Raw genomic sequence first — 26,069 nt, 5'->3', positions numbered from 1 at the left:
GTCTCCCGAGGATGGGTGTGATGAGGCCGCGTTCCACATCACCATTTGCGACAAGGTCGAGGAGGGGATTCCGCCCCTGATCGAAGAGCCTATCGTCGAGCCGACCCCGGTGCAGCGTGGTGCGTCGGAAGCATGCGTGGCCGCTGTTGGCGGTATCGCTGGTGCGCTGTTGATTGCTCTGCCGTTGGCGGTGGCGTCCCAGGTGGAGATCCCGGGTCTGAGCGCGATGGTGCGTGACGCCCAGGACCGGATTGCGCGGGCAAACTCGGAGCTCCAGCGCAACATTGGCATCTACAACGAGGACCTGGTGCGCCAGGCCAATGAGTTCGGTATTGCGATGCGCCCGGAGCACGCCCAATGGTTGGGGGCTGGTGCAGCGAGTGTGGCGCTTTTTGGGGTTGTTGCCACAATGCTTGCGCCGTGTGTGCCGGGTGATGCGACGGGTGTGGCCCCCGTAATGTCTGCGGTCCCGGAGATGTCTGCGACGCCTGCGGACCCCGCCGCGGCACCCGATGCTCCTGTAGTTCCTGCTGCACCTGTCGCCCCCGCGGACCCCGCTGTGGCGCCTGTCGCCTAGCACTGTCGGTGCCACGCTGGCTTGAGGGGATTGACCGCCCCGCAGGCCAGCTTTTCGCTTTTCCAGAGGTTGATATCGGGGTGGGTTAAGGTTCGCGCCACTGCTGAAGGGCATCGGCGGAGGGCACGGATGCTGTCCTTGTCCATATCGGTGGCATTCCGGTCGGTTGCGCAGGTCTCGGGTCGACTCCAGGGTGCGAGGTTGAGTTCAGCCCGCAAGTCCGTACTCCGAGCGCCCTTGCCGGCTTTCATCCTTGCCAGGTGGTGTGGATGTGCTCCATGTTTGATCCCGTAAGCGTACTCGGGCGCTCTGTCCCATGGCATGAATTAAGCCTCCAACCAGGAATGGGTTGGAGGCTTAATCTGTGTGCGGTCCGCTCAGTGAGCAGCCGCATCACGTCCTAACTTCGCTTAGGAGGTGGCCGGAGCCTGGGTGACCTCTTCGGTCTCGACCACGGCGGTCTCGGTCTCGACAACCGGGGACTCGGTCTCGGTTGCGACAACGTCGGTCTCGGTTGCTACGACCTCGGTGGTGGAGGAGGTGGTGGTAGCGCCCTCGTTGTTGCCGCTGAACAGGCCCCACAGCAGCCAGCCGAGGAGCAGCAGGGCCAGCAGGCCGAGCAGCCACTTCCACCAGCCGCCGCCCTCGTTGTCTTCCGTGCGAACGGCGGTGGAGCCCTCGGTGGGGCGGCCGGCCGGCTGGGTAGCGGCAACCTTGTCCGTGCGGTTGACGTCGGCGCGGGCTGCGTCGTTGACATCGCCAGCAGTGAGGTCGTCTACGCGACGGTTAGCGTCGTCGCGGAAGTTCGGATCGTTAGGGGTGTTGCGGTTGGTCATGACTGATCCTTTCAATCGATAAGTCGTCGCGCTTAAAGCTAAAAGCAGCGGCCGTCGGCGCGTCAACAGACGCTGTCATCATCGACGCTAGCAAAATGTGCCGCGTGCCCGGTCCGACGTCGTGGGTGAATGGGGAATAAGCTTTCGAGAATTCCCACCGTATCCGACATTTTAGTAAGCGCGCATGTGTTTTCAATAGGTTGTCAATAACGGGCGGGATCGCTTACAGTCGGTCGTATGACGCACGTGAACCAGGGCCACGCCCACTCGCACGACACGCATTCACATGGTCCTGCCGCGGGCACACCGCTGCGTGCTCTGGCGCTGGCACTGAGTATCACCACTGTCGTTCTCGCCGCCGAACTAGTGGGCGGATGGCTCACCGGCTCCGTCGCTCTCATGGCCGACGCCGTGCACATGCTTTCCGACGCCACAGGGCTCATCATCGCTACCATTGCCGTTTTCATCGGCCGTCGAGCGACGACTCCGGTGGCAACCTTCGGCTACCGGCGCGTCGAGGTTCTCGCTGCGCTGGTCAACGCCGTGACCGTCCTTGGTATGTCAGCTTGGATCGTCGTCGAGGCGTTGCGGCGGTTGAGCTCTCCAACAGAGATTCTCGCCGGACCCATGATGGTTGTCGCCGTAGTCGGGCTTGCGGCTAACGCGGCCTGCGCGCTGATTCTTAGCCGTCATCGGGACACGTCCATCAACGTTGAGGGAGCCTATCTTCATGTTCTCGTCGACCTTCTCGGATCTGTCGCCGTGATGGTCGCCGGTGCGGTTATCTACGTCACCGGGTGGCAGGCGGCGGATGTCATCGCCTCCCTTCTCATCGCCGTGATGGTGCTGCCCAGGGCGTGGTCACTGTTTGCTCAATCCGCACGCGTGCTCCTGGAGCAGACGCCGCGGGGCATTGACGTGGCGCAGGTGGAACCCGTCCTTCGCGCCGTCGATGGCGTGGCGGAGGTGCATGACCTGCACCTGTGGTCGGTTGACGGTACGAGCGTGCTGGCCTCAGCACACCTCGTCGTCCCAGAGGACCGAGACTCCGCGCGGGTGTTGTGCCTCGCGCAGCATCGCCTCAAAGACGCGGGAATTGGGCACTCGACGATCCAGATTGAGCGCCCGGGACACGACCGGCACGAAGGGCCCGAGAACATCTGCTAGTTCTGCTCTAGAGTTGGGCACTATGGGCTTCACCACGCCGAGTTACTCCTTGACAGACCTGTTCGCTCGAGCTGATCGAGGTGAGCTGCAGCTGCCCGATTTCCAGCGCGAATACATCTGGGACTTCGACCGGGTCCGCACGCTGGTGACCTCTGTCCTACGCGGCTACCCGATAGGGGCGCTGCTTGCCCTTGACACCCGCAACGTCGCGGCTCGGTTCCGCTCGCGGGTGATCCACGGTGCGCCCGACACGGGAAGGGAACCAGGCCTCGTGCTTCTCGACGGCCAACAGCGCCTAACCACCCTGTACCACGCATTCCACGGCGACGGAGTCGTGCCCACCACAGACTTCCTTGGGCATCCTATTGAGCGCCGCTTCTTCGTTGACGTGGTCAAGGCCGCAAGCGCTGATCCCATGCCGGTAGAAGCCGTCTTCGCCACCGACGTCGATGGTGTAGTGTGCTCGCACTTCGGGCCACAGGTCGAGGGTCCGATTACAACTCGCGAGGTCATGATCTCCCACGGCATTATCCCTGTCGCTGAGCTCTTGCGCCCAGAGGGCAACGACCTGCTCTTCGACATGGCTGTCGCGCCCGAGAACACGCCCTACCCGAAGCGTATTCAAGCAATCAAGGAGTTTCACAACCGGGTAACCAACCAGCTGCCCGCCTACACCGTGCCCGTTATTCGCGTCTCCCGCGATACGTCGCTGACAGGAATCGGCCAAATCTTCGCGCACGCAAACTCTGCCGGTGTGCAGATGGATGTCGTCGAGCTGCTCTCTACCCTGTTTGCCCTCCAGGACCCCGAGTTTGCTTTTCCCAGGCACCTCGCTGGGCTGGAGGAGCGGCTGCGTGCGCACCCGGTGTTAGACGGAGTGAGCCGGATCGACCTGTTGCGCGCGATGTCGTTGGTGGTGACCAGCCGCGCTGGTTCTGCTCTCGGCCACCGCGGAGACATCCTCTCGCTCACGCTTGCCGAGTACCGCTCGAGCGCGGAAGAGATTGCCCGCGCATTTGAGCAGGCAGCGCGTTTCCTCGAGGAGCGCTGCTTCCTCTCGCCCGATCAAGCGCCGTACCCGGCCCAGATAGTCTCGTTGTCGGCGATCCTCGCCCGGATCTCTGAACGGGAGGACCGCGGCAGTGGCGACCTCGGACGCACAGGAGAGGACAATCTCAACCAGTGGTTCTGGTGCGGCATGTTCGGCGAGTTGTACGGCGGACACGCACCGACGATTCGCTCCGGGCGCGATGTCGACGAGGTCACTCCGTGGGTTACGGGTGAAACTGACCGGGTGCCCGGCTCGGTTACGGACGCGACGTTTGTCCAGTCGCGCCTGCTTACCGCAGGGCCGGCGTCGTCGGTGTACCACGCCCTGTACGCGTTGGTCATCGCCCGCGGCGCACGCGACTGGCGCACGGGATCGCTGTTCACCGCGGAGACGTTCGCTGACCTCGAAGTGCGGTTCAACAAGGTCTTTCCCAGAGCGTACTGCGAGGCCAGGGGAGTGGATTCGGTTGTCGCGGAGTCGGTTCTCAACCGCGTCCCGATGGGAATCAAGACCAAGGTGCTGATCGAAGGGAACGGGCCGAAGCGCTACATGCCGCGCCTGCAGTCGAAGTCGTTGATGGATGACGCTGAATTCGATGCGATGCTCGCCGGCCATCAGCTCGACCCGCAGCTTCTGCTTGCCTCGGATCACGAAGGATTCTTCCGCGACCGACTTGGCCGTTTCTCCGACATCGTCGAGTTTTCCATGGGCAAGCCGATGCTGCGCGACCTCAACGACACTGTCATTTCGTAAACGTGGCCGCCCCGTCGGGTGCGACGGGGCGGCGTACTGATCTTCTGACTGGGCTTCGCGGAAAGGGGGCGAACAACCATGGCTGCGGGTGTGAATCGCGCGTTCGGCGCAATCGGCCTTGCCGCGCTACTCGGATGCGCCGCGTGCACGGCGGTTGTGGATCCGGATCCGCTCGTGCAGGCGCGCAACGCGAATCAAGCTCACCACGTCTCCGAGCGTTTCGAGCGGCGCCCTGTCGTCGTCGACGACCCGTGGGGGTTCGAGACCGCGCGGATGTTTTTTGATGCGTCGGAAACCCTCGTGGTTGCCGAGGACATGGTTGAGGCGCAGTTGCGTGCGGCGTCGATAGCTGTCGTTGCCCATGCTCCGCTGCTGGTCTACACCCCGCAGACGCGCGAGCGCATCGTGGCTGAGGTGCAGCGCCTGAAAACGCACACGGTGTTGACGGTGGGCGATGTCGCGATCGCGCAGACCTCGGGAAGCATCCGGGTAATCCGCGACCCCGGTGGGTTCGACGCGCTGGGGACGATGACCACCTTGCGTTTCGACGTCGATGAGGTGGCCACCCCAGCTAACGCCGCGGGGGCGGTGGCGGGAATCGACCCGACGCAGCCGACCTGGCTGCGTGCCACCTGGGCTGAGCCCGTGGTCATGCCGAACGCGGCGGCGCGCCCGTTCCCGATCCACTCGCGTCGCGACGCCGACATGGCCCCCGTCGTGGTCGCGACCGCGGAGACCTCGATCCCGGCCGTGGCAAACGCGCGCAGTTTCGGCGCGCGCGTGACAATGGTCGATGAGCCCGATCCGACGAAGAGTCGCGACACGCTCCTCGCGCTCGCGGGGCTTGCCCACGCCCCGTTGATTGCCCTGGGAAACCAATTGGGGTCGAGCGAGGGGCTTAGTGAAAAAATTATGCGGGCCGAAGTAAACTATTGACCTGCCCTAATTGTCGTTCTACAGGAGGAATCCCTCGTGACCGCACCTGTCGTGCTCATTGCTGACAAGCTCGCCCCGTCCACCGTTGACGCCCTGGGAGACTCCGTTGAGGTCCGCTGGGTGGACGGCCCGAACCGTGCCGAGCTCCTCGCCGCGGTTCCGGAGGCTGACGCGCTGCTGGTCCGCTCCGCCACCACCGTCGACCGCGAGGTCATCGAGGCCGCAACGAACCTGAAGATTGTTGGCCGCGCCGGTGTCGGTCTGGACAACGTCGACATCGACGCCGCGACCGAGCGCGGTGTCATGGTCGTCAACGCGCCGACCTCGAACATCCACTCCGCTTGCGAGCACGCCATTGCGCTGCTGCTCGCCACCGCGCGCCAGATCCCGGCCGCCGACACCACCCTGCGCGGCGCAGAGTGGAAGCGATCCTCGTTTAAGGGGGTCGAGATCTTCGGCAAGACCGTCGGCATCGTCGGCTTCGGCCACATCGGCCAGCTGTTCGCGCAGCGCTTGGGCGCATTCGAGACCGAGATTATCGCTTACGACCCGTACGCCAACCCGGCACGTGCGGCACAGCTCGGCGTGGAGCTGGTTGAGCTCGAGGAACTGATGGCTCGCGCCGACTTCGTCACCATCCACCTGCCGAAGACGAAGGAAACGGCCGGCATGTTCAACGCCGAGCTTTTGGCCAAGGCGAAGCAGGGCCAGATCATCATCAACGCCGCGCGCGGTGGGCTTGTTGACGAGCAGGCGCTTGCCGACGCCATCGTGTCCGGCCACATCCGCGGCGCCGGTTTCGACGTCTACGCCTCCGAGCCGTGCACCGATTCGCCGCTGTTCGCCCTTGACCAGGTTGTGGTGACCCCGCACCTCGGCGCTTCGACGGAGGAGGCACAGGATCGCGCCGGTACCGACGTCGCGGCGTCGGTGCTCAAGGCGCTCGCCGGCGAGTTTGTCGCCGATGCGGTCAACGTCACCGGTGGCCGCGCAGGGGAAGAGGCCTCGCGCTGGTTGGAGCTGTCCCGCAAGCTCGGCCTGATCGCGGGCAAGCTGCTTGACGACGCCCCCGTGTCCCTCAAGGTCACCGCCTCCGGCGAGCTGTCCACCGAGGACGTCGACGTGCTAGGCCTGTCCGCCGTGCGCGGCCTGTTCTCGGGCATCACCAGTGAGCCAGTCACCTTCGTCAACGCGCCGTCGATTGCCGAGCAGCGCGGCTTGGAGTACTCCGTCGAGACGAAGTCCGAGGCCCGCATTCACCGCAGCGAGCTCGAGGTTCAGGTCGTTTCCGCGACCGGCGACGTGCAGACGGTCACCGGTGCGCTCACCGGCCTGGAGGACGTGGAGAAGATCGTGCGCATCAACGGCCGCGGCCTGGACATGCGCGCCCAGGGCCGCAACATTTTCATGCGCTACACGGACCAGCCGGGCGCGCTGGGCACGGTCGGTACCCAGCTGGGTGCTGCCGACATCAACATTGAGGCCGCCGCGATGACCCAGGTCACCAAGGGTGACGGTGCCGTGCTGATCCTGCGCGTGGAGAAGGAGGTGCCGGCAGAACTGGAAAACAAGCTCGCCGAGTCCCTCGGCGCATCCTCCGTTCAGGTGCTGCTGGACTAATTCCCGGCGCTCCCTGCTTCCCACCTGGTACTCTGTCCGGAAAGTCCACCAGGTGGGAAAGGAGTCTCAAAAATGAGGGTTGCAGTTATCGCCGGCGACGGCATCGGGACCGAGGTCATGGCAGAGGGCCTCAAGGTCCTCAACGCCGTGCGCGACGATGTCGAGACGACCGAGTTCGACCTCGGTGCGCGGCGCTACCTGTGCAACGGCGAGCTGCTGACCGACAACGACCTGGCGAGCCTGCGCGAGCACGACGCGATCCTGCTCGGCGCCATCGGTGATCCAGCCCGCGTACCGGCAGGCGTGCTGGAGCGCGGTTTGCTTCTGCCGCTGCGCTTTACGCTGGACCACTTTGTCAACCTGCGGCCGTCGCGGCTCTACCCGTCGTCGACAAGCCCCCTGGCGAATCCCGGCGACATTGACTTCGTCGTGGTGCGCGAGGGGACCGAGAGCTTGTACGCCGGCAACGGCGGCACGCTGCGCGAAGGCACACCGAACGAGGTTGCCTGTGAGGTGTCCCAGAACACCCGCTTCGGAGTCGAGCGCCTGGTTCGCCACGCCTTTGAGACGGCTGCCGCGCGTCGCAACAAGCTGACCCTGGTGCACAAGACCAATGTGCTGGTGAACGCGGGCGGGCTGTGGCAGCGCACCGTCGACGAGGTCTCCAAGGAGTTCCCGCAGGTCGACGTCGACTACAACCACATCGACGCCGCGACGATTTACATGGTCACCGACCCGGGCCGTTACGACGTCATCGTCACCGACAACCTCTTCGGCGACATCCTGACCGATCTCGCCGGCGCCGTCACCGGTGGTGTGGGCCAGGCGTGCTCCGGCAACATCGACGCCTCGCGGACGAACCCGTCCATGTTCGAGCCCGTCCACGGGTCTGCGCCGGACATCGCTGGCCAGGGGATCGCGGACCCGACCGCCATGATTTTGTCAGTCGCGATGATGTTGCGCTGGCTTGGTGACGACACCAACGCCGACGCGATCGAGGCGGCCGTCGAGCGGGACGTGGCGTCCCGTGGAGACGCCCCGGTGTGCACAGTCGAGGTCGGCGACCGCATTGCGGCGGTGCTTTCGGCTCACAAGCAGTGACGTAAGCTGGGTGGGAATACGACGGGCGGGCCATCACTTTCCCAGGCTCGCCCGACCAGCCCATGACACAGCACCGGGTGAGTCGAATGCCCGGGAAGGATTCGCATGATCACGCCCGCCCACACCGTTCGCCCTTTGTCCTTGGCCGCGCTCGCCGTCACCGGGGGGCTCGTGCTCTCCGGGTGTGGTGCCGGCACGCTTACGGGTTCGGGCGACGGCGGACAGCGCGCCTTAGAGACCAACGGCCAGGAAGTCGTCGCCGATGCCGACGGCACGGGCGTCGAAGTCTCTCGTCGGCTGTTTGATTCCGCTGACGCAGTCGTGGTCTCGAGCCCTGAGCGCGACGACCAGCTGCTCGCCGCCGCAATTGCGGCCAAGCTCGGTGCGCCGATGCTCGTGCGTCTGCCGGGCACCGACGCGGCTGTCGACGCTGAGGTCGATCGCCTCGGCGCCGAGCGCGTCGTGACAGTCCCCGGCGATGACGAGGCCGTCGTGTCCACCGAGCCGGTTGTCTCCGCAGACCCGGCCGCCGACATCCAGGCCGTGCTGGCACTGGAGCCTGCCAACCCGCTCGACCTGAAGCTTCCCCCGATGTTCGCCACGGAGGCGACCTCTGTCGCGGCGGCCGCCACGGCACGTGCCGCTGGTGCGCCGGTGAGCCTGCTGCCCGCCGCCGATCCGCGAGCTACGAGCGAATCGATGGCGACCGTCCAGGAGCAGGACACGATCGCCCTCGGTGTCCAGTGGGGGACAGCCGAGGACTACACCCACCGCGCCGCGCTTGCCTCGAACGGTGAGCTACCCGGCGGCGGCGGACTGGTCTTCCCGGGCCGGCGCATGATCGCGTTGTACGGCCACCCGTCCGGACCCGCGCTGGGCATCATGGGCGAGCAGGGCCCCGCCGAAGCGGCAGAGCTGGCGCGCCAGTACGCGGCGCAGTACCAGCCGCTCGAGGAGCAGCCGGTGATCCCAGCGTTCGAGATCATCGTCACCGTCGCCTCGGACTCGCCGGGTGACGACGGCGACTACTCCAACGAGACCGATCCGGCCGACGTCGTGCCGTACCTCGACGCCATCACGCAGGCCGGCGGGTACGCCGTGCTCGACCTCCAGCCCGGCCAAGGCGACTTCCTCAACCAGGCGAAGCTCTACGAGGAGCTCTTGCTGCGCCCCAACGTTGGTCTCGCGCTCGACGCCGAGTGGAAGCTCAACCCCGGTGAGCAGCCACTCTCGCGTGTCGGCTCCGCCACGGCAGAGGAGATCAACGCCGTCGCGGACTGGCTCGCCCAGCTCACCCGCGACAACAACCTGCCCCAGAAAGCGTTCGTGCTCCACCAGTTCAAGGTGGCGATGTTCCCGGACCGCGAGAACATCCGCACTGAGCACCCCGAGCTGGCTTACGTCCTGCACGCCGACGGGCACGGCACCCCGGGGCAGAAGTTCGACACGTGGAACGTCTTGCGCCAGGACCTTGACCCCGGTTTCTACATGGCCTGGAAGAACTTCATCGACGAAGACACCCCGATGTTTACCCCGGAGCAGACTTACGCCGACGTAGATCCGCGCCCTTGGTTTGTCAGCTACCAGTAAAGCTCTCACGCGGTGCGCTACGGGTGTGCCGCGTTGCTCCCTCCTCGTGGGAAATCCTCGCTGAAAGCCCCGAACGGCGTGCTACGTCCGCGCTAATGTTGGGGCATGAGTGTGGAACTGGAGGAGGTCAGCGCCTTTTTGGCCGCGCATGAACCGTTTTCCCGCCTGCCGGCCGAGGTAGTGCGCGCGCTGCCCGCAACGATGGAAATCACCTACGTGCGCCGCGGCGACACGATCATCACCGCTGGAGAGGAAAACAACCACCTCTATGTGATTCGCTCCGGAGCCGTCGACGTGAGCGACGCAGAGGACAACCTCCTCGACCGTCGCGATGCCGGCCGCAATTTCGGGTACTCTTCCCTTCTCGGCGAGCCCGTCTCGCGCTACACCATGACCGCGGTGGAAGACAGCGTCCTTTTGCGAATACCACGCGAGGCGTTCCGCGACCTCGTGGACCGCAACTCCGATCTCACCCGGTACTTCCAGTCGCAGTCGCGGCGCATCAGCGCCGCCGCCGACGAGCTGCGCCGGTCGCACGCGGCAGCCAATGTCCTACGTACTCCCATCGGCGAGTTGGTCAGCGGGCGTGATGTGGTGAGCATTCACGCCACCGCGACGATTGCCGAGGCGGCGCAGACAATGCGCGACAACCGCATCTCCTCTCTAGTCATCGAGGGCGCAGCGGAGCTCGGCATTCTCACCGACAAGGATCTGCGCTCGCGCGTGGTGGCAGAAATGCATGACCCGCGCCGGCCGGTCAGCGATGTCATGACCTCTCCGGTGCGCACGGTGCCCGCCGAAACTCTGGTGTTCGAGGCGATGCTGCTCATGAGCGAGCTCGGATTCCACCACTTCCCGGTGGAAGGGCCTGAGGGAATCGTGGGCATGGTCACTAGCAGCGACATCGTGCGCCCACTGCAGGCGGATCCCATCTACATGGCAGCGGCGGTAGACAAAGCGAGCCTGGAGGAACTCGAGGGCGCCTTCGACCGCGCCGGCATCGTCGCCGCCCGCTTCCTCGAGCGGGGAGCATCCGCGTTTGAGTCCCAGCGCGTCCTCACCAGCATTGCCGATTCGATCGCGCGCCGGTTGTTCGCGCTCGGTATCGAGCGTTTCGGAGAACCACCCGTGCCGTTCGCTTTTGTTGCCGTGGGCTCCCAAGCCCGCCACGAAATGGGGCCCGCGTCCGACCAGGACAACGCGCTCGTACTCGATGACACCTTCGACGAAGCGTCGCACGGCGACTACTTCGAGCAGCTGACCACGTTTGTCTGCGAGGGCCTCGCGGCCGCGGGCCAGGACCTGTGCCCGGGCGACATGATGGCCTCAAACCCGCAGTGGCGGATGACGCGGCAGCAGTGGGAGAGAGCGTTCCACAGCTGGATCACCGCACCCGAGCCCGACGCATTACTGCACTCCCAGGTGTTCTTCGACTTTCGCTGCTTGGTCGGCGATGACGCGCTTGCCCGCTCTGTCCACGATGCGGCGGTAGCGCAGGCGCGAGGCTCCAAACGGCTACATACCCACCTGGCGGCCTTGGCGACCCGGCGCGAACCACCGATCGGATTCTTCCGGGGCTTCGTCGTCGAGCGCAGCGGCGAGTACGCCGACACCCTCGACATCAAGCGCGGCGGCACCGCAGCGGTGGTGCAGATGGCCAGGCTGTACGCCATTTCGGCGGGTGTCGGCGAGGTCGACACCATCGCGCGCATCCGTGCGGCGGCGGGCACGAGTGTGTCACAACGCGGCGCGGAGAACCTCGTCGGCGCCTACGAGTACCTCACTACCTTGGCGCTGCGGCACCAGGCGCGCCAGCTGCGTGCAGGTGAGAAACCGAACTACCACATCGACCCGAAGCAGCTGCCCAGCCGGGACCGCGACGCGCTGCGCGATGCCTTCGGCGTAATCAAGTCGATGCAAACAGCGCTGAGCAACACCTATCCGGTGAGGGCGGTCTAGATGTTTGGGTTGTTACGCCCTCACCGCCCGCGCCGCGAGATTCATGCCGGCCACCTCCTTGCTGTCGACATCGAGACGACGGGGCTGAAACCCGGTCGCGACCAGCTGGTCTCTATCGGCTGGGTGCCGGTGACGAACCGGGTCATTGAGCTGTCGGGAGCGAAGCACTTCGTCGTCGCCGGAGCTACGGTGGGGGAGTCGGCGACGATGCACGGGGTGACCGACGACCAGATCGCGCGCGAAGGTGTGGCGCTGGCGGGCATTCTAAGCGAGTTTGAGGCGGCGCTGGAAGGGCGCAAGCTCTTGGCGCACTTCGCCCAGATGGAGGTCGGGTTTCTCGGCCGTGCGTTCAAAGAAACACGGGGCGCGGCGCGGGTGTTTCGCAATAGCGAGGTAGTGGACACTTTCGAAATCGAGCGGCGCCACATGGAGCGCATGGGGACCTACCCGCGCGGGGAGGATCTCCGGCTCGCCCGCGTGCGCCAGCGCTATCGCTTGCCGTGGTACCGCAACCACAACGCGCTGATGGACGCGATCGCGTGCGCGGAGTTGTATCTCGCGCAAACCGCAGCTCGCGACTAATCAGTGCGTCCTATTCATAAGTTGGTGCGATTTTTCGACGCGTATTGCGGACGAGACAGCAACTCGCGGGGGTATGCTGACCCGCATGCGTTTTGGACGAATTGCTACCCCAGAAGGAATGACCTTCGCGGTCATCGACGACGAGGGGACGACCGCGAAAGCGATTGCGGGAACCCCGTTTACCCAACCCGAGTACACAGGCAAGGAGTGGCCCCTGGACCAGGTGCGCATCCTTGCGCCGATGCTGCCGTCGAAGGTTGTGGCCATCGGGCGCAACTACGCCGACCACGTCGCCGAGGTGTTCAAGCAGTCCGCCGAGCACCTGCCGCCGACGATGTTTCTCAAGCCGCCGACAGCCGTGATCGGGCCTGAGGCGCCGATCCGCATCCCGGAGTTCGCCACCAATGTCGAGTTCGAGGGTGAGATGGCCCTCGTTATCGGCACTCCGTGCAAGAACGTCAAGGCCGAAGACTGGAAGTCGGTTGTTCGCGGCGTCACCATCGTCAACGATGTCTCCTCGCGCGATCTGCAGTTCACCGACGGCCAGTGGGCGCGCGCGAAGGGTATCGACACGTTCTGCCCGCTCGGCCCGTGGATCGAGACCGACCTAGACAAGTTCGACTTCGATGACACCCCGATCAAGGCGCACCTGACCCACGACGGTGCGACCGAGACCAAGCAGGACTCCAACTCGAACCAGATGATCATGAAGATCGGGGAGATCATCGAGTTCATCACCGCGTCCTACACACTGCTTCCGGGCGACGTCATCTGCACCGGCTCCCCGGCTGGTACGGCTGAGATGGTTCCCGGCGACTACATCGAGGTGGAGATCCCGGGGATCGGTCGACTCGGCAACCCGGTCGAGCGCGCCTAGCGCCGGGTCTCTGGGGCTACGGGGCCGCTACAAGCCGAGCGAGCGCAGGATCGTGCGCAGCTTGGCGGTGGTCTCATCCAACTCCGCGCGGGCCACAGAGCCGGCGACGATGCCGCCGCCCGCCCAAGCGCGCGCCCACGTGCCGTCGCCGCCCACCTCAGCGCAACGGATGGCCACCATGTACTCGCCGTCGCCGCTGGAATCGCACCATCCCACGGCCCCGGAGTAGAAGCCGCGGTCCGATTCCGCGGTGTGGATGAGCGTCTCCGCGGCGTGTGCCGGGGTTCCGCAGATCGCCGGGGTGGGGTGGATATGCAGCGCGAGCTCGAGGGCGCTTTTCGACGCCCGAGATAACGTCCCGACAATAGGAGTGGCCAGGTGCCACATCTCGTTGGTGCGCGTGACGATCGGCGCGGTCGGAATGGAGAGCTCGTCGCAGTACGGGGTGAGCTTCTCACGCAGGTGCTCGACAACGTAGGCGTGTTCCTCAAGGTCTTTTGCCGACTCTGTAAGTAGCTCTACGGCCTCGCGGTCGGCTGAGGCGACGCCTGTGCGTGGCGCCGAGCCAGCCAACGGAAATGCGGAGACGGTCGTCCCCTTGCGTCGCACCAGGACCTCGGGAGAGGAACCCACCAGCGTGTTGCCCGGCCGACCGGCGGGGGAGAGATCCGCGATGAACCCGTCGCGGTTGTAGGAGTTGTCGATCAACCGCGCGGCGACGAGCAGCGGGTCGACGGGCGGGTCGAAAGCGATGTCCACCGCTCGGGCTAGCACGACCTTGTTCAGCGAGGAGGCCTCGATGGTGCTTATGGCGGCTTCGACGCGGCGGAGGTGTTCATCCGGGTCGGGATCGTACCCAGTGATGCGCGCATGAAGTATCGCTCCCTCGCCCTGGCGGTAGTAGCCGTGGGGCTCGAGCGGGCCTACCTCACGGATGATCGTTTCCGGAACGGTCAATGCTGCTTGCGCGTCGGCGTCGAAAGGCAGCGCGCCGACGACCATCTCGACGCGCCCGGCGGCGAGTGCGTCGGCAGCCGCCCACGCATCGGTGAAGGTCTCCCGCGAGCCCTGGGTGCGCACAGAACCGTGCGCCCTAGACAAGAGAAAGTCCGGGGCGCTCGGCGGGCGGGTTTCAAGCATGGGTAGACAGTCTAGTACCGGGCCGGAGAAACCCTCGGCGGGGGCTAGACGGCTCCACCGGAGGTGATGCGCTGTGCCGCGACCAGAAGCAACAACCCTGCCAGGAGAGCGGTAACTCCCGCACCCGCGACAGCTCCGGGCCACCAGCCGGCCTTCTGCCAGGACTGCTGCGCCAGCGTCGCCTCATCGCCCTGCAGAGAGGGATTTCCAGAGCCGTCGTCGGGGCTGCTGGACGCGTTGGCTGATGTCTCATCGGCGTCGGGGATGGCTCCCTCCGATGCTTGTGCCGCGGAGTCGTGGCGCTGCTTGGCTTTCGCGGCCTTGCTGGTGGAGTCGCGCTTAGCAGCGGTGCCGGTGTTGGACTTCTCCTTCGACCCGGTCGCTGCGCGGGAACTCTGCTGGCCACCCGATGCCTTCTTTTGCGATGCCGCCCCGGATTGCCCAGCGTTGGAGCGGGCCGAGTTCGACTGAGCCGAGTTCGACTCGCGGGTGCCCGGCTTAGCGGTCCTCGACTTTGCCGGTCCAGCCTTGTCAGAAGTCTTCTCGGAGCCCTTCTTCGTTGCAGGCGATTTGTCTGAACTCGGCGTGCGCTCCTTCGGTGTCTCGGATTGCGCGGCGAGGTCCTTTTCCATCTGCTTGGTAAAGGTGCCCCACGCCTTGTCGAGTGCGGTGAACTCCTTGGTCAGCCGCGTGATGTCAGTGGCGAGCTGACGGGGGTTGACCTCGCCCGAGGCAACTGGAGGCGATACTTCGCAGTTTACCTCGACGGTGCCGGTGTCAGCCTCAGCGATCGCTTCGTCGCCGACGAGGAAAACGACGTCGTACGTTTCGCGGGTGCTGCCGGTTTCAACGAGGAAGGTCGCGGCGTATGAGCCGGGCTCACTAAAGGCCCAGTTGACGTGGTCATGGGACCGGGCGGGTAGAAGATAGGTTGTGCGCGGGTCAGCGCTGTCGAGAAGAAAATCCAATTCCTGGCTCATCAACGAGTGCCACGCGACGATTCGCCCGGGCCCGGTCACTGACTCCAGAGAAATGCGAACCGACTCAGTCGTGTCCTCGGTGGAGAAGCCGAACCACGGCATGGTGTAGTCCTGCGTTTGGTCGAGGAAGAATCCGTCGTCACTGAAGCCCGGAATATCGAAACTGGTGCGCGCGCTATCCGGAACGGCGAATGCGACGGAACCGGACTCGTAGTCGTCGTCACCGTCGCGCACGACGATCGAACCAGTTGGGCTGATCCGCAGGTCCTGGTGGCCGTCGCGGATGATGTGGTCGACCTCGACGCTTAAGGCAGAGCAGGTGGAGGTCTCGGGAGCAGTCTCGGTGGCAGTCTCGGCGAGGGCTAGGGGGGCGTCGAGAAGCGGTGCCGCGCCGAAAGCGGATGCCGTGAGAAGGACAAGGAGGCGTTTCATGCGGAAACCTTCCTTCGGAAGTTGAAAGGGGACAGCGCCCAAGTGACAAGGAAACCTGCGGTGAGCGTGAGCACGATCGTGGCTCCCGTCGGCATGTCGGCCGCCCACGAAAGGTAGAGGCCCACGATGGAGCCGGTGACACCGATCGCGGCGGACAGCGCCATCATCGCGGTGAGCTTGTTCGTCACCAGGCGCGCAGTGGCAGCCGGGGTGAGCAGCAAGGCGAGCACGAGGATATTTCCGATCGTGCGGATCGAAATGACCACGGCGGCGGTAACAGCTAGGTAGAGCACAATGTCGAGCAACACCACCGGAAGATTCATCGCGCGGGCGGTCTCGCGGTCGAGGGCGACGGCCGTCAGCTGTGGGGTCAGCGCGAGGATCACCAGGGTCACCACGGCGCCGACAATCGTCGCGACAATGATGTCGCGTTCGGACACACCCGTAATCGAGCCGAAGAGCACGCTGGTCAAAGAACCTGTGTACCCGTCGACGCGGGCGATGATCACCAGACCGATCGCGAAGCTTGCCGCGAAAAAGATACCGATGACGGTGTCTTCTTTCACCCGGCGACGTTGGGAAAACACCGCGATGAGGATGGCCACCGCAGCACCGGCGACAGCGCCGCCAAGGAGGATGGAGGCCTGCATGGCGAAGGCGATTGCCAAGCCGGGGAATACCGCGTGCGCAACGGCATCGCCGATGAAGGCCATTCCCCGAAGCACCACATGGGTGCCCACGACGCCGCAGACTGCGGCGACGATGATGGAAATAAACAATGCGCGGGGCAAAAAGCCAAGCGCCGGGTTGGTCAGGTCCTGGAGGAAATCGATCGGGGTTAGCACGAGACGCCCACCCCCACCGACGTCAGGAGCGGGGAATCGAGGCTCACGCTGAATGCGTCCATCCACGGTTCCGGCCTGCTCATGTCTACCTCCGCGCTATCGGCGACCACCGTGCGGTTGAACAAGATCAGCCGGTGGCACGCGTGAACCGCCTCAGCGAGATTGTGTGTGGACATTACGATTGCGGTGCCCGCGGCCGCCAGCTGATCGAAAAGCTCGAGCAAGCGCTCGGAGCTGGGGATGTCCAGGCCGGTAAAGGGTTCGTCGAGAAGCAAAATGCGCGGACGCGTTGCAAGCGCCCGGGCAACCAGGACGCGTTGACGCTGACCACCGGAGAGCTCACCGATCGGGCGGTGGGCGCGATCAGAAAGTCGCACGCGCTCAAGAGCCTCATCGACAGCAGCGTGGTCATCCGCGCCGGGCCGGCGCCGCCACCCGATTAAACCGGTGCGCCCGCTCATCACAGCCGAACGCACATCAATGGGGAAGTCCCAGGCGACGTCGTGGCGCTGCGGGACGTAGCCAGCACTATGGCGCAGGCTGTGTCCGGTAAGCCCATCGAGATTGATCTCGCCGTGTACCACCGGGACAAGGCCGAGGATGGCGCGCAGCAACGTCGTTTTACCCGCACCGTTCGGTCCGAGCAGACCGATGAACTCACCAGAGTCGACGTTTAAAGTGACGTCGTCGAGGATGTGGCGCCCGCTGAGATCAACACGCAGATCAGTGATACTGAGCAGGCTCATTTGCGTCCGCCTTTCCGCGTCGTTGCCACACCAGCGACAGCGATGATCGCGCACACTGTAATTCCGGCGGCGAGGATCCACCACGTGGAAAACAGAGAGCTCTCACCCGCGGCTTCCGCCGTTTCCGTGTCCTCGGTCTCGCGCAGCGGGGCGCTCCACTCCGTGTTTTGCGCCTCGGTCAGGTCGGCCCCGTCGCCAATGGCGAGAGTCACGACCTGGGTGGAGGAGACCTCGGTGCCGTCGTTAAGCGGGATCTTTACCCGCAGCGCGACCTGGTGGGTGCCGGGCTCGGTGAACACCCAGTTGGCGTGGGTGTGGGTGTTGAGCTCCGCCCAAAATGGCTGGGTGCCCTCGGCAGAGGAATTCCACAGTTGCTGGGGTGCTTCGAAGCCACCGTTTTGCAGGAAGAGCGTGAACTGGCCCGGGCCAGAGTGCCCGGCAAACTCAAAGGTGACGCCGCGATCGGCCGCGGAGATCAGCTCGGGTGACTGGGTATTCCAGCCAAGCCACGGCACGCCGGGAACCTCAGTTTGCGGCACCACCCACACGCGATCACCCGGTGCGGCGCCTGTGAACGCGAACTGGTCGCCTTCAGGTAGCTGCTGCGACGCGGCATCGGAGACGTGCAAGACTACGTCGTCAAGGTGGCGCCACACCGGGGGAACGACCGTGTCATCGCGGGCGAGCAACTCGAAGTCGGGCCCGTTGAGGACTCCGAGGTCGACGTGGCCCGCGTCGATGACCGTGGGCGTGCCAACAGGCGCGACCTGCTCATCGGCCGTTACAACCTGGGAGAGCGCAGGGTCAATCGGGGCCACTGCTGCCTGGGAGTGCGCGATGGCGGGGATGAGGCCTGTGGCACCGAGCGCGGCCGTGAGCGCGAGCGCCGGGAGCCGCCGACGGGAGGCGCGTGGGTGGTGAGTGGACAAGGTGAATCCTTTCTAGGTCAGGCCAAGCAAGCCGCGAGGCTGTCGGCGTTGTGTTTCATGAACTCGATGTAGGTCGGTGCTCCCTCATCGAGGGTGTCTGCGCGGATAGAGCAGACTCGCGTTCCCAGCCGCGCGGCTGTCTCAGTTAGCGCGTTGGGCTGTTGTGCAAGCTGCGGTTCGACAAAGACGGCTGGAACCTTCAGGTTTTCCAGCGTGCGTGTCAGCGCGATGACATCACGTGGGGTGGGCTCGACAGACGGGTTCGGCGTGACAAAGCCTGCGATCTTTATCCGGTAGGCACGGCCCAGATAGGCGTAACCGTGGTGGGTGGTCACGAGGTAGCGGTGCGGGGCCGGAATCGACGCGATCTTGCGGCGCACGTACGCGTTCGTCACCTCGAGCTTCGCGATGTACTCCTCCGCGTTGCGGCGGTAATCGGCCGCCCCTTTCGGGTCCACCCGTACCAGCTCATCGCGGATGATCTGGACCATAGCGACGGCGGCGGCGACGTCGTGCCACACGTGCGGATCAACCTCACCGTGGACGTGGCGCCCGAGCACCGCCTGCGGCAGCAAATAGGTCTCCTCGCCTGGGCGGCCGAGGAAGCGAAACGCCGGATCAGCCGGGATCGGTTGCAGGGTCGAGCCCGGCACGGACACCACGGTGCGCGCCGGGTCGAGCCGTTCGCGAGAGCCGTGTTCGACATCGCGCAACAGCGAGATCTCGTCCTCACTCGTGGTGATATCCACATGGCCTGAGTCGATCACGGTGGGCTCGCTTATCGACGTCCCCGAGACCGGGTCAATTCCCACCGCAACCGTCACGGTTGCAGCGGAACCGCGGTCATCCGCGATGTCGAGCTCGTAGGCACCCGGTGCGCTAAACGCCCACGAGACGTGGGTGTGCGCGCCGTCGGGAAGCAAAGCCGCGTCCTTTGGCCGCTGAGGATCACCACCACCAAATCCGTCGGCGCTGTTAAACAACACTTCGGGTGTGCCAAAGGTGGTGGTGACATACGCTGCGATCTCGCCGGGCCCGCGGGCGCCGACAAGGCGCAGCTCCACAGGATCCCCGTGCCCCTGCTGCGCGGACTCGACACGCAAACCCAGCCACACCGCATCGAGCGCAACATTTTCCACCAGTGGGATCAGCTCCACGCCGTGACGCGGGATCTCCTCAGCGAGTGCGACCACGGGAGTGTCCGCTGGAGTGGAGGTCGCCACAGTCTGGCTCAGCGACGCCGGCTCGAGCAACAGCCCGTTGGTCAGGGCGAGATCAGCGTTAGCGATCTCACGCACCGCCCGCAGGCCGGGCTCGTAGGTGTGCGGGTCCGCACCCGCCGGCATCAACGAGGTGACTCGCGCCCGGTCACCCGCCACGTTGGTGGCCAGATCCGCCAAGATCGGTGTCGTGGCGACGACGGAGGTCACCTCCGACCGGGGTGTTACCGGAGCCGCGGAACAGGAAGCCAGGGCAGCACACAGCAGCCCGGTGAGGGCAGCAGGAGTAGCCCGCCTAGAAATCACCGAGTGACCTTTCGCAATGCCGCGGTGAAGTAGGCAACACCGATGCCGAAGACGACAAGCCCGAGGCCGAGCACGGTAAACGGCAGGGTCATGACATTAGAGCCAGTCTCTGCGAGTTTCCCGCCGGCGCCCGATGCACCGCCCGTTCCCTGGGCACCGGAGCCGCCCTTAGCCGAAGCGCTGTTGCTTCCCGCGGTGTCACAGTCGCCACCGTCCGGGTTGAACACACCGCCGAGGTCGAAGTGGCCCTCGCGGGCGTTACCGCCATCTTCGCCCACGTGGAACGTAAGCACATCGGTTCCGGAGAACACAGCGCCGTTATGGGTCGTTGATTGGCGGATTCCCAGTTTGTACGTACCGGGGGCTCCGAACATCCACACCGGGTGGACGTGAGTGTTGGGGGCGATGTCGTGCGAGCCCTGGGCGCGGCCGTCGGCGCCGCGGAACCATTCCTCACCCATGATCTGGCCGAGCCCGCCTTGGGTATAGACCACCACGGGACCCGGCCCCTCGAAGGAGACGAGCTCCCACGTGACATCACCAATCTGGTTGTCCAGCATGCTCGGGTGCTGGGTGTTGGCACCCAACCACGGCACGTTGTCCTGCTGGGTCGCACCGATCATCCAGGCCGTGCCGGCCGGTACGGGCCCTACCGATTCGGGCAGAGTCGTGCGGGCAGCATCACCCAGGTGGAAGCTCAGGTCCGCGGGAGAGGTCCAGACTGCAGGTACGTTGCGGTCATCCTTGATCATCGGGGTGATGCCCGCAACACAAGCCTTTCCATCGCGCTTTCCGGTCGCGGTGGAAGAGTCCTTCTTGTCCGACGATCCCTTGGCGGAGGCCGACCCTGACTGGGCCGAGTCGGATGCTGAGTTGTTGCTGCGCTGCGTCGTGTCGCGTGGTGTAGCACTCCGGCGATCTGGGGAGGCGGTGCGATCCCCATCGTCCACAGAGCCGCCACCGTCGCCGACAATCCACCGGTAGGTCGCCGAGTTGCTGTCGACTTCCGTGTTGGAGCCGTCGACCCCAGATGCGTAAAGCGTCATCGAGTAGTTGCCGGACTCGGTGAAGGCCCAGTTGACGTGGCGGTGCGCCGGATTTGGCTGGGAGATCACTGCGCCCGAGGTGAGCTCCACACCGCCATCGGCGAGCACCGAATTGATCCCTCCGAGACCGCCGGTCTCGAAGATGAACACCTCGCCGGGTCCTTCGACCTCTTCGAACACGAAGTCAATGGCAGAGAATCCGCCCTTCACCACGGCTTGGGTGTCCCAACCGGGCCACACGATGTCCGGATCCTGGGTTTGCGGCAGGTAATAGGTCGCCTGCCCAATCTCGGGCACTGAGGTCGTGGCATCGGACCACGCGTTTTCAGTGACGATAAGCGTTGTCTCCTCCGGTGCGTGGCGCACTCCGGAACCGGTCACGTCCTCTTTCAAATCCAGGAACAACTCCCCCGGGGAGGCAGTGACATGGAACGCGTCAACGTGGCCAGAATCGAAATCAATCGATTGCGCGGAAGCAGGGGCAGCGAGGCCAAGGGTCAGTACGAGAAAAGCGATCACTACCCGGTAAGCGCGTTTGATTAAGCGCATCAGATCGTCCTCTCCTTTCTCTGGTTAGTTGCTGTGGGGATTAGAACTTCGGGAACATGGAGCGCACCCACGCCATCAACGCGGGGGAGTGATCGGCGAAGAACTTGAAGAAGGCCGCGCCAAAGACCGCGAGCATCAGGGTGCCGATCACCGTGATCACAGTGGTGGCGGGGTTGCTCGACACCGCAGAGGAGCCAGTCGGAGTCGTCGGGGTGGACGGCTTGGCAGGCTTGTTGGACTCGGACGGCTTGGCGGGCTTGCTCGGCTCAGACGGCTTGCTGGGCTCTGCTGGTTTGCTCGGTTCTGCGGGCTTGCTGGGCTCTGCTGGCTTGCTCGGTTCCGCCGGCTTGCTCGGCTCAGAGGGCTTGCTCGGTTCCGCCGGCTCGCTGGGCTCTGCTGGCTTGCTCGGTTCCGCCGGCTTGCTCGGTTCTGCGGGCTGAACAGGAGCCTTGCAATCAGCAACAGCTTTGTCGCCAACGGCAAACGTCAGAGTCTGAGGCTTAGAAGCAACCTCCTTCCCGTCCTTAGTACGGCCCGAGTACCACATGTCCAGGGCGTACATTCCCGGGTGAGAGAAGGTCCAGTTGGTGTGGGTGTGGGCGGCGAAGGTGGTGTTGAGCACCGTGTCGTCCACGGAGGTGTCCACAAGAACCTCGACGTCCGACCCGAGGCCGCGGTTGATGAACATGCCCACTGTGGAACCCTCCGGTGCGCTGGAGGGGCTGATGTGCAGATCGACTCCGCCATCAAACTGGTCGTAGTCGATGCCCATCGTGTTGTACCCCGGCCAGATGATGTCCGGGTTCTGAGTCATCGGCAAGAGGTAGAACTCGGAGCCCTCAGGGCCGACGAAGTCCAAAGAGGGGTTCATCATGACCGGGCCCGTGCGGGTTACGCGTGCGTTGTCGTAAACGGCAACGACGACGTCCTCAAGCTGACGCTTGACCATCTCCTGAGCGAGCTGGTACGTCTCGTCCTTCATCGCAATGCCGAGGCCGTCCGCCCCGCCCGTTGCGAGGATGTCGATGTGGCCGCGGTCGATGATGGGGCGAGCGGCGCACTGATTGGTGGCAGGCGCAGGATTGACCACAGGCTCCGTCTGCGGAGCGGGCTGGGGAGCAGGCTGGGGAGCAGGCGCGACGGCTGCGGCGTTGAGCTGCGCGGATTCAGTCAGCTCTGCCTCGGGGTCGTAGGGCTTGGTGAAGACGACCTCGCCCCCGCTAGCCTCGACGCTTGGGTGGGTGATGACGTGGAGCTTCGCGGTCAGTCCCTCGTCTTCCTCGCTGAAGATGTACTCGGCGCGACCGTTCTCGATCGTCGCTTCGAACGGCAGCACGGAGTGGTCGCTCTCAGCGTTTGCATAGAGTCCCCCGCGAACGAAGCCGCGGATGTTCGGGTCGTCGAACTCAACGGTCAGCTTGGAGTATCCCTCCTCAAAGGTGGCGATGGTGGCCGTGTAGCCGGTGGCGGTGGGGGCGTAGCTGTCGGTGGAGAGAGCGGTGTTGAACTCAGGGGCCGACTTCTCCAAGAGCTCCGCCTCGCCCTCGTCGGAGGAGACGGCCGACTTCTTGTCGGGGGTGTAGTTCAGCACCGGGGACATCCACCGGGCTGCGTCATCGGTATCGGGGGTGAAGACAACCTGCAGGTCCGACGCATCGGGGCCGAGCAACTCCGCGAGGTAGGCGTAACCCTCTTCAACCTTGAGGTCGGCAAGGAAGTGGCCGTCAATGAACACCGTCAGGGTGCCGGAGAGGTCCTCGTCGCCGGCCTCGAAAGTCAAGGCAGTGAGGTTCTCGTCGCCGTCGTTTCCGTACAGAGTCTTGTCGAACGTCGGTACCGCACTGAACTGGTAATCGGCCGATGCGAGATCTCCCACGGGAGCGTTCGCGTAGCGCTCCTCGGTGGACACAGTCGGGGTGGACGAAGGCTTGGAGCCTCCGACCTGGATGACCTGGGTGGTCAGCTCCGAGGAAACAACTGCGCCGTCATTGTCGCGCGCGACGGTGCGGAAGGTTAGAGCGTAGCGGCCCGGTTTGGTGAATGTGGTGAAGTTGTGGGTGTGCTCGCCCGGCCTGAGCAGTGCGGAGCGGGGGCCGTCGTAGGCAGAGCTCAGAATCGGGGAGAAGCCGGCGAGGTCGTCGTACCAGTTGAACATGTCCACGCGACCGGGGCCGTCCACGGAGACCAGGTCAAGAGATGCCACGCCGTCGCGGAAGCGATCCTTCGGGAAGGCATCTGCGCCGAATCCGAGCCAGATCGGTTCGTGGGATCCCAGAATGTTGGCGGGGGCGGCGTAGACGACATCACCGGGAGCGCCGAGGAAGGAGAGGTTGGGGTCGTCCGGAACGGTGAACTGGTACTGGTTTACGTCCTTGCTGTTCCAACCCTTGCCGATCCAGACGACGGACTCAGGCATAGCGACGATGTTGTCCTTGCCGTAGCTGGTGCGAATGTCGAAGGAATCGCGCTCGGAGTCCCAGAAGGTCTTTGGCGAGTCCACATGGGATCGGGTGACCACCGTCTTACCGTCGTCGGGACCGGCGACGGCGATGGTCGGAGCCAAAAGGGAGAGCGAGGTGGCGGCGGCGACTGCCACATGAAGGTAACGGGGTGCGCGCATTGGCGAAACGACCTTTCGAGTAGAGGGGCACGAATTCGCTCCCTAAACTACGTAATGAAAACAATTTCCAATAAGGGTTTCATGGCATTACCCCCGCTGGAAAATACATTTCTGCAGTGCAACGGTGGGAAATGCAACTAAATGGAAACAGTTTTCATTACCCCCGCTGTGAAGGGGCTGGCCGGAAACCGTGTGCACGACGGCAGTACTATGACGAATATGACTGACGTTCGAGTTCGCTTTTGCCCGTCGCCCACCGGAACCCCGCACGTGGGAATGGTGCGCACCGCACTGTTTAACTGGGCCTATGCCCGCCACAACCAGGGCAAGCTCATCTTTCGCATCGAAGACACCGATGCTGCCCGCGACTCCGAGGAGTCCTACCAGGCAATCATTGACTCCCTGACGTGGCTCGGACTCGACTGGGACGAGGGTGTCGTCACCGGTGGCCCGTACGAGCCCTACCGCCAGTCGCAGCGCATGGACATCTACAAAGACGTCTTGAACAAGCTCATCGAGGCCGGCGAGGTCTACCCGTCCTACTCCTCCAACGAGGAGGTGCAGGAGCGCCACAAGGCCGCCGGGCGCGACCCGCAGCTGGGCTACGACAACTTCGACCGCGAGCTTTCCAACGAGCAGGTCGCCGCCTTCGAGGCCGAGGGCCGCAAGCCCGTCTGGCGCTTGCGCATGCCGGATCAGGACTGGACCTGGAACGACCTGGTTCGCGGTGAGGTCACCTTCAAGTCTCAGACTCAGCCGGACTACGTCGTCGCCCGCTCCAACGGCGCGCCGCTCTATACCCTGGTCAACCCTGTCGACGACGCGCTCATGCGCATCACCCACGTCCTGCGCGGAGAGGACCTTTTGTCCTCCACGCCGCGTCAGATGGCGATGTACGCGGCTCTGCAGCGCATCGGCATCGCCGAGTTCACCCCGGAGTTCGGTCACATGCCGTTCGTGATGGGGCAGGGCAACAAGAAGCTGTCCAAGCGTGACCCCGAGTCCAACCTGTTCAACCACCGCGACAATGGCATCATCCCCGAGGGCATGATCAACTACCTCGCGCTCTTGGGCTGGTCGCTGTCCGCCGACAAGGACATCTTCACCGTCGACGAGCTCGTGTCCGCCTTCGATATCGCGGACGTTCTGGGTAACCCAGCCCGCTTCGACCAGAAGAAGCTCGAGGCGATCAACGCTGACCACATTCGCCTGCTTGAGCCCGCAGACTTTGCGACGCGCCTTCGCGACTACCTCACGGAGTTCACCGACTTCCCGGCCGACTACCCGCAAGACAAGTTCGCCGTTGCCGCCGACCTGGTGCAGACGCGCATCAAGACGCTTTCCGACGCCTACGGGCTCCTCAAGTTCCTCGTTACCGACGACGCGGATCTCGTGCTCGACGAGAAGGCGGCGAAGAAGAACCTCAAGGAGGCCGCGATCCAGCCACTCGACGCCGGCATTGCCGCCCTCGAAACCCTCGGCGAGGGGGAGTGGTCCACCGCGAACATCGAGGCCGCGCTGAACAAGGCGCTCATCGAGGAGCTCGAGCTCAAGCCACGCACCGCCTTCGGCGCCCTGCGCGTGGGTATCTCGGGCGAGGCCGTCTCCCCGCCGCTGTTCGAGTCCATGGAGCTGCTGGGCCGGGACTCCACCCTGGCCCGCCTGCGCGCCGCACGTGCCGCGACCCCCTTCGCCCCGGCGGCGGAGTAGTTACGTGCGTGTTATTAGCGGATTGCGTTTAACCCCGCTGAGCTGGCGATTTGTTTCGCCGTCAGTGTGGTGGTTATAGTAATCCACGTTGTTCAGAGAGAGCAGCGCGGGCCGAAAAGCCTGGGCCGCGGGATCTGAAAAACGATGGCCTATGGTGTAATTGGCAACACAACGGTTTCTGGTACCGTCATTCTTGGTTCGAGTCCAGGTAGGCCAGCAGCGGAGAAATCCGCTAGTCCTTGCCCCGTTCGTCTAGCGGCCTAGGACGTCGCCCTCTCACGGCGGTAACACGGGTTCAAATCCCGTACGGGGTACAAGTAAGCAGGCAGTGGTTCAATCCACTGCCTGCTTTTGTTTTTCTCGGCCACGCTGGAGGGTTTAGGGAAGCTAAGGGGAAAACGGGATGCGGACCTCGCCTAGTTTGTGAATACCGTGATCGAACAACTCTGGCGGACTGTTGGTCGCAGCCGTGTCGGTGCTGGTCGCGCGGCCAAATA

The 26,069-nt window shown here is 64.5% G+C and carries 20 protein-coding genes and 2 tRNA genes; 13 read left to right on the top strand and 9 right to left on the bottom strand.

The genetic code is table 11. From position 1 onward, the window contains the following. The coding region (locus tag VVR41_RS09925; RefSeq protein ID WP_409338307.1) for a hypothetical protein at positions 1-577 on the top strand (577 nt) is incomplete at its 5' end. A gap of 410 nt (positions 578-987) precedes the next feature. Here VVR41_RS09925 and VVR41_RS09920 read toward each other — a convergent pair. Next, positions 988-1,413: a hypothetical protein gene (locus VVR41_RS09920; RefSeq protein ID WP_321102842.1), complete on the bottom strand. Its 426-nt coding sequence runs from the start codon at positions 1,411-1,413 to the stop codon at positions 988-990. A 237-nt stretch (positions 1,414-1,650) separates the two neighbouring features. Here VVR41_RS09920 and VVR41_RS09915 point away from each other — a divergent pair, with 237 nt between their 5' ends. From VVR41_RS09915 to VVR41_RS09875, 9 genes are all read left to right on the top strand, one after another. After that, positions 1,651-2,580, top strand: coding sequence for a cation diffusion facilitator family transporter (locus VVR41_RS09915; protein ID WP_368524631.1), 930 nt, complete (start codon positions 1,651-1,653; stop codon positions 2,578-2,580). A gap of 22 nt (positions 2,581-2,602) precedes the next feature. Further along, on the top strand, positions 2,603-4,384 hold the full coding sequence (locus VVR41_RS09910; RefSeq protein ID WP_368524630.1) for a DUF262 domain-containing protein: 1,782 nt from the start codon (positions 2,603-2,605) through the stop codon (positions 4,382-4,384). A 78-nt stretch (positions 4,385-4,462) separates the two neighbouring features. After that, positions 4,463-5,320, top strand: coding sequence for a hypothetical protein (locus VVR41_RS09905; RefSeq protein ID WP_368524629.1), 858 nt, complete (start codon positions 4,463-4,465; stop codon positions 5,318-5,320). A gap of 36 nt (positions 5,321-5,356) precedes the next feature. Beyond that, the gene (gene serA / locus VVR41_RS09900) at positions 5,357-6,940 is read left to right on the top strand and encodes a phosphoglycerate dehydrogenase (protein ID WP_368524628.1); all 1,584 of its coding nucleotides are present in this window, start codon (positions 5,357-5,359) and stop codon (positions 6,938-6,940) included. A gap of 72 nt (positions 6,941-7,012) precedes the next feature. Continuing rightward, positions 7,013-8,041, top strand: a complete 1,029-nt coding sequence (locus VVR41_RS09895; protein WP_368524627.1) for a 3-isopropylmalate dehydrogenase — start codon at positions 7,013-7,015, stop codon at positions 8,039-8,041. Between the two features lie 105 nt (positions 8,042-8,146). Next, positions 8,147-9,631 (top strand): cell wall-binding repeat-containing protein, encoded by a 1,485-nt coding sequence (locus VVR41_RS09890; protein WP_368524626.1) that lies wholly within the window; start codon positions 8,147-8,149, stop codon positions 9,629-9,631. Between the two features lie 105 nt (positions 9,632-9,736). After that, on the top strand, positions 9,737-11,590 hold the full coding sequence (locus VVR41_RS09885) for a DUF294 nucleotidyltransferase-like domain-containing protein (protein ID WP_368524625.1): 1,854 nt from the start codon (positions 9,737-9,739) through the stop codon (positions 11,588-11,590). Beyond that, positions 11,591-12,172, top strand: a complete 582-nt coding sequence (locus VVR41_RS09880) for an exonuclease domain-containing protein (RefSeq protein ID WP_368524624.1) — start codon at positions 11,591-11,593, stop codon at positions 12,170-12,172. It abuts the gene before it with no gap. A gap of 85 nt (positions 12,173-12,257) precedes the next feature. Continuing rightward, positions 12,258-13,049 carry a fumarylacetoacetate hydrolase family protein gene (locus VVR41_RS09875; RefSeq protein WP_368524623.1) on the top strand — a complete coding sequence of 264 codons (792 nt, stop codon included), beginning with the start codon at positions 12,258-12,260 and terminating at the stop codon, positions 13,047-13,049. Positions 13,050-13,076: 27 nt separating this feature from the next. Here VVR41_RS09875 and VVR41_RS09870 read toward each other — a convergent pair whose 3' ends face one another. The 8 genes from VVR41_RS09870 to VVR41_RS09835 all read right to left on the bottom strand — a co-directional run bounded on the left by VVR41_RS09870 (position 13,077) and on the right by VVR41_RS09835 (position 23,862). After that, a complete protein-coding gene (locus VVR41_RS09870; RefSeq protein WP_368524622.1) occupies positions 13,077-14,189 on the bottom strand; it encodes an isochorismate synthase MenF in 1,113 nt (370 codons plus the stop codon). Between the two features lie 44 nt (positions 14,190-14,233). Further along, the gene (locus VVR41_RS09865) at positions 14,234-15,601 is read right to left on the bottom strand and encodes a choice-of-anchor M domain-containing protein (RefSeq protein ID WP_368524621.1); all 1,368 of its coding nucleotides are present in this window, start codon (positions 15,599-15,601) and stop codon (positions 14,234-14,236) included. Beyond that, on the bottom strand, positions 15,598-16,446 hold the full coding sequence (locus VVR41_RS09860; RefSeq protein WP_321103732.1) for an anchored repeat-type ABC transporter permease subunit: 849 nt from the start codon (positions 16,444-16,446) through the stop codon (positions 15,598-15,600). Before VVR41_RS09860 ends, VVR41_RS09865 begins: the two co-directional genes overlap by 4 nt. After that, a complete protein-coding gene (locus VVR41_RS09855; RefSeq protein WP_368524620.1) occupies positions 16,440-17,192 on the bottom strand; it encodes an anchored repeat-type ABC transporter ATP-binding subunit in 753 nt (250 codons plus the stop codon). Before VVR41_RS09855 ends, VVR41_RS09860 begins: the two co-directional genes overlap by 7 nt. Continuing rightward, entirely contained in the window at positions 17,189-18,121 is a 933-nt protein-coding gene (locus tag VVR41_RS09850) for a choice-of-anchor M domain-containing protein (RefSeq protein WP_368524619.1), read from the bottom strand. The genes VVR41_RS09855 and VVR41_RS09850 overlap by 4 nt, the downstream gene beginning before the upstream one ends. A 17-nt stretch (positions 18,122-18,138) precedes the next feature. After that, a complete protein-coding gene (locus VVR41_RS09845; RefSeq protein WP_368524618.1) occupies positions 18,139-19,551 on the bottom strand; it encodes an anchored repeat ABC transporter, substrate-binding protein in 1,413 nt (470 codons plus the stop codon). A gap of 92 nt (positions 19,552-19,643) precedes the next feature. Continuing rightward, a complete protein-coding gene (locus VVR41_RS09840; RefSeq protein ID WP_368524617.1) occupies positions 19,644-21,242 on the bottom strand; it encodes a TIGR03773 family transporter-associated surface protein in 1,599 nt (532 codons plus the stop codon). A 40-nt stretch (positions 21,243-21,282) separates the two neighbouring features. Next, a complete protein-coding gene (locus VVR41_RS09835) occupies positions 21,283-23,862 on the bottom strand; it encodes a choice-of-anchor M domain-containing protein (protein ID WP_368524616.1) in 2,580 nt (859 codons plus the stop codon). Between the two features lie 210 nt (positions 23,863-24,072). Between VVR41_RS09835 and gltX the strand changes: the two genes are divergently transcribed. The 3 genes from gltX to VVR41_RS09820 all read left to right on the top strand — a co-directional run bounded on the left by gltX (position 24,073) and on the right by VVR41_RS09820 (position 25,886). After that, positions 24,073-25,572, top strand: coding sequence for a glutamate--tRNA ligase (gene gltX, locus VVR41_RS09830; RefSeq protein WP_368524615.1), 1,500 nt, complete (start codon positions 24,073-24,075; stop codon positions 25,570-25,572). Between the two features lie 145 nt (positions 25,573-25,717). Continuing rightward, positions 25,718-25,789: transfer RNA gene (locus VVR41_RS09825), tRNA-Gln, on the top strand. 24 nt (positions 25,790-25,813) lie between these two features. After that, positions 25,814-25,886 (top strand) — tRNA-Glu (locus VVR41_RS09820). Positions 25,887-26,069 lie beyond the last annotated feature (183 nt).

Source organism: Corynebacterium sp. LK2510 (genome assembly GCF_040946405.1).
Classification (GTDB): Bacteria; Actinomycetota; Actinomycetes; order Mycobacteriales; family Mycobacteriaceae; genus Corynebacterium.
Note: the sequence above shows the minus strand (reverse complement) of the source record. Positions and strands in the feature narration are given on the sequence as shown.